3 protein-coding genes are annotated in these 3413 nt (G+C 73.1%); all 3 read right to left on the reverse strand.

From position 1 onward, the window contains the following. Positions 1-860: hypothetical protein (locus VF697_RS14300; protein ID WP_331095256.1), on the reverse strand; the 860-nt coding region annotated here is incomplete at its 3' end. After that, positions 857-2116, reverse strand: a complete 1260-nt coding sequence (locus VF697_RS14305; protein WP_331095258.1) for a TolC family protein — start codon at positions 2114-2116, stop codon at positions 857-859. The genes VF697_RS14300 and VF697_RS14305, both read right to left, overlap by 4 nt. A gap of 208 nt (positions 2117-2324) precedes the next feature. Beyond that, complete coding sequence (selD, locus tag VF697_RS14310) at positions 2325-3377, reverse strand: selenide, water dikinase SelD (RefSeq protein WP_331095260.1); 1053 nt, start codon at positions 3375-3377, stop codon at positions 2325-2327. Between the last annotated feature and the right edge of the window lie 36 nt (positions 3378-3413).

Consider the following 3413-nt stretch of genomic DNA (forward strand, 5'->3'; position numbering starts at 1 on the left):
CGGGCGGCGAGCATCTCCTCGGCCCGCTTCACCTCGCGCTCGGCCAGCCCCAGCTCCGCCCGGGCCCGGCTCACCTCCAGCTCCAGCGAGGCCAGGTCCGTGGACGTCGCGGTGGTGGTGGGGGCCAGCTTCACCAGCACCTCGCCCTTCTTCACCGGCTTGCCCAGGTACGGCACCGGGCCGCCCACGGGGATGCGCCCGGCCACCGGCGCGGACAGCTCCGCGGCCTGCCCCGCCACCGGCTTGAGCTCACCGTTGGCGGCAATGCCTCCTTGCAGCACGCGCACCTCGGCCGGTGCCGTTGCGTAGCGCGTCTTCCACTGCTGCTCCTTGAGGAAGGGAATGGTGGCCTCGCCCTCCTTCTCCGGCGGTGTCGCGGCAAGGGCCGCCGCCACCGTGGGGTGCACCGTGAAGCGGCCCGCCTCCACCGGGCCCGCCACCTGCTCGCCCTCCAGCACCAGCGTGAGCGTGGCCTCGCCCGCGCGCGTGGGCGTCACCACCGGCTTGAAGATGCCGTCGCGCAGCAGCGTGTCCGCCACGAAGCGCTCCTCCGTGCCGTCCGCGTGGCGCAGCACCGCGGTGACCCGGCCCTTCGTCACCACCCGGAAACCCTCCGGATCGCGCGCATCCGTGAAGTGCGCCACCAGCGCCGAGGGCTGCCCCACCACCAGCGCGGGGAACTCCATGAAGAGCTCCAGCCCGCTCTGGTAGGCGGTGATGGACAGGCCCGGCCGCTCCGACTTCGCGTCGGGGGCCTGGCCGTGCGAGTGCGTGCCCTCGCCTTCAGGGGACGGCCCGCGCTCCTTGCAGGCGCCCAGGAGGCACGCGAGGACGAGGAGGGAGAGGCAGGAACGGTTCATCGGGGGGTGCTCCGGGGCTCCACGGCCACTGGGGCGCCCGCGAGAAGCAGGAGATCCACTTCCGCCTCGATGGCGGAGACGGACAGCTCGACGGCCGCCAGCCGCGCCTCTCGGGAGGCCCGCTCGGCGTCCACCAGCGCGAGGAGGTCCGCGCTCCCGCCCCGGTAGGCGGCCTCGGCGACGCGGCGCAGCTCCTCGGTGCGCTGGAGCACCGTGGCGCGATGGCGCTCCAGCCGCTCCCGACGACCCGACACCTCTTCGTAGGCGGCCTCCAGCTGGATGCGCGTGGCATGCAGGAGCGCGGCGCGCTGTGACTCGGCGAGCACGCGGCGCGCCTCCGCCCGGGCCGCCTCGCCCTGGCGGTGCTGGAAGAGAGGCAGCGGCAGCGCGAGCCCCACCACGTAGCCCGTCGCCGCGCTCGGCTGGCCCACATCGAGGAGCTGCGCACCGGCGTTGACGGTGGGCTCGGGAATCCAGCCCCGCGCCGCCGCCCGACGGGCCAGCTCCGCGCTCCGTGCTTCCAGCTCCCACGCCCGAACGTCCGGCCTGGCCTCGAGCACCGACAGCACCTCCTCCCGAGGAGGCAGCCGTCGCTCCACCCGCGGAGCCCCCTGGAGCATCGGCAGCGCGCCCGAGCCCGGCGGCAGCAGGCGCAGCGCCTCGGCCTTCCGCTTCCGCTCCTCCAGCGCCACGCCTCGCAGCAGATCCTCCACCGTCGCCACCTCGATGGAGACGCGCAGGTGGTCGTACCCCGCGGCCTCGCCCGCCTTCTCCTGGGCGGCGATGGCCGACTCCAGGCGCCGCAGGGCCATGAGCGAGTCCTCGAGAATGGCCCGGCGCTCCTGGGCCCCGAGCGCCGAGGAGAAGGCCCGCGTCGCCTCGTTCCACAGCCGCAGGCGGGCGAAATCCCGGCGCGCCTCAGCGGCCCGGGCGCCCTGCTCGGCGGACTGCGCCTCCAGCCCCAGCCGGCCGGAGAGCACCAGCGGCATCGAGGCCATCACGATGTCCTGCGTCTCCCTCACGCCGCCTCCGAGGCGGGCGCTCTCGCGCTGCCACTCCAGGACGGGGTTGGCCCACCGTCGGGCGCCCACGGCTTCGGCCCGGCTGAGCGCGGCCTGTCCCTCGGCCACCCGCGCGTCGAGGCCCGAGGCGAGCACCCGCTCCACGTACTCCCGCTCGGTGAGTGTGGGCTGCGCGAAGGCCGCGCCGGAGGCCAGCAGCAGGAGCAGCGTCAGGAGTCGTCCCGGAGAGCGCACGAGGGAGTCTCGGTCCAGAAAAGAAGGTGTGGAGAGGCCCCACCCAGGCGGAGTCCCTCGGCGCCTACAATAACGACGACCCTCCGGCCGCGCGTGGAAGCCCGCCCTTCACCGTTGAGCAGGAACCGGACGCGGCGCTCCAGGGCCCGAGCGCCCGAAGCCGGTACGCCCCCGGTCGCATGCACCGCCCACGGCCTCGGGCGCGACGCTAGCCGACGACCTCGATGCCGGGCCGGCCCTCGCCCACCTCTCCGATGAGGGCCACGAACACGTCGGCCCGCTCCAGGGCACGAAGGGCCTTGGCCGCGTCACGCGCCGGCACCGAGGCCAACAGGCCGCCGTTCGTCTGCGCGTCGGCGAGCACCCACTGAATGTCCTCGGGCAGACCCTTGGGGAAGCGCACCTTCTTGCCCACATGGGCGAGGTTGGACTTCGTCCCGCCGGGCACCACGCCCTGCTGCGCCAGCGCCGGCACCTCTGAGAGGATGGGGATGCGCTCCAGGTCCAGGAAGGCCTTCGCCTTGGCGCCCGTCATCATCTCCAGCAGGTGTCCCAGCAGGCCGTAGCCCGTCACGTCCGTGAGGGCATTCACCTTGAACTTGCCCGAGGCGAACACCTCGCCGGCCCGCTTGTTGAGGGCGGACATGAGCTCCACCACGCGCTCCGTCAGCTCCTCGGAGGCCAGCCCGCGCTTGATGGCCGTGGTGGCGATGCCCGAGCCCAGCGGCTTGGTCAGCAGCAGCACGTCGCCCGGCTTCGCCCCGGCGTTCGTCAGCACCTTCTTGGGGTGCACCTGGCCCGTCACCGCCAGCCCGTACTTCGGCTCGGGGTCCTGCACCGAGTGCCCGCCCAGAATGGGGATGCCCGCCTCGTCCGCCTTCGACTGGCCGCCCGCGAGGATCTTCGTCAGCACCTCCAGCGGCTGGTCCTTGGGGAAGCCCACCAGGTTGAGCGCGAAGAGCGGCCTGGCGCCCATGGCGTAGATGTCCGACAGGGCGTTGGCCGCCGCGATGGCCCCGAACTGGAACGGGTCGTCCACCACCGGCGGGAAGAAGTCCACCGTGCTCACCAGCGCCATGCCCGGCGCCACTTGATACACGGCCGCGTCATCGTTGGTGTTGAAGCCCACCAGCGCCCTCGTGTCCTTCGAAGTCTTCAGTTGGCGCAGAACCTGCGCCAGGTCCGCGGCCCGGATCTTGGCCGCTCAACCCGCACAGTTCGCCAGCTCGGTGAGCCGGCGCGGCTTCTGCTCTTCGGACACGGTGGACCTCGTGACTTCGGGGGACGGAAGGAAGGG

Source organism: Archangium sp., from assembly GCF_036388035.1.
Classification (GTDB): domain Bacteria; phylum Myxococcota; class Myxococcia; order Myxococcales; family Myxococcaceae; genus Archangium.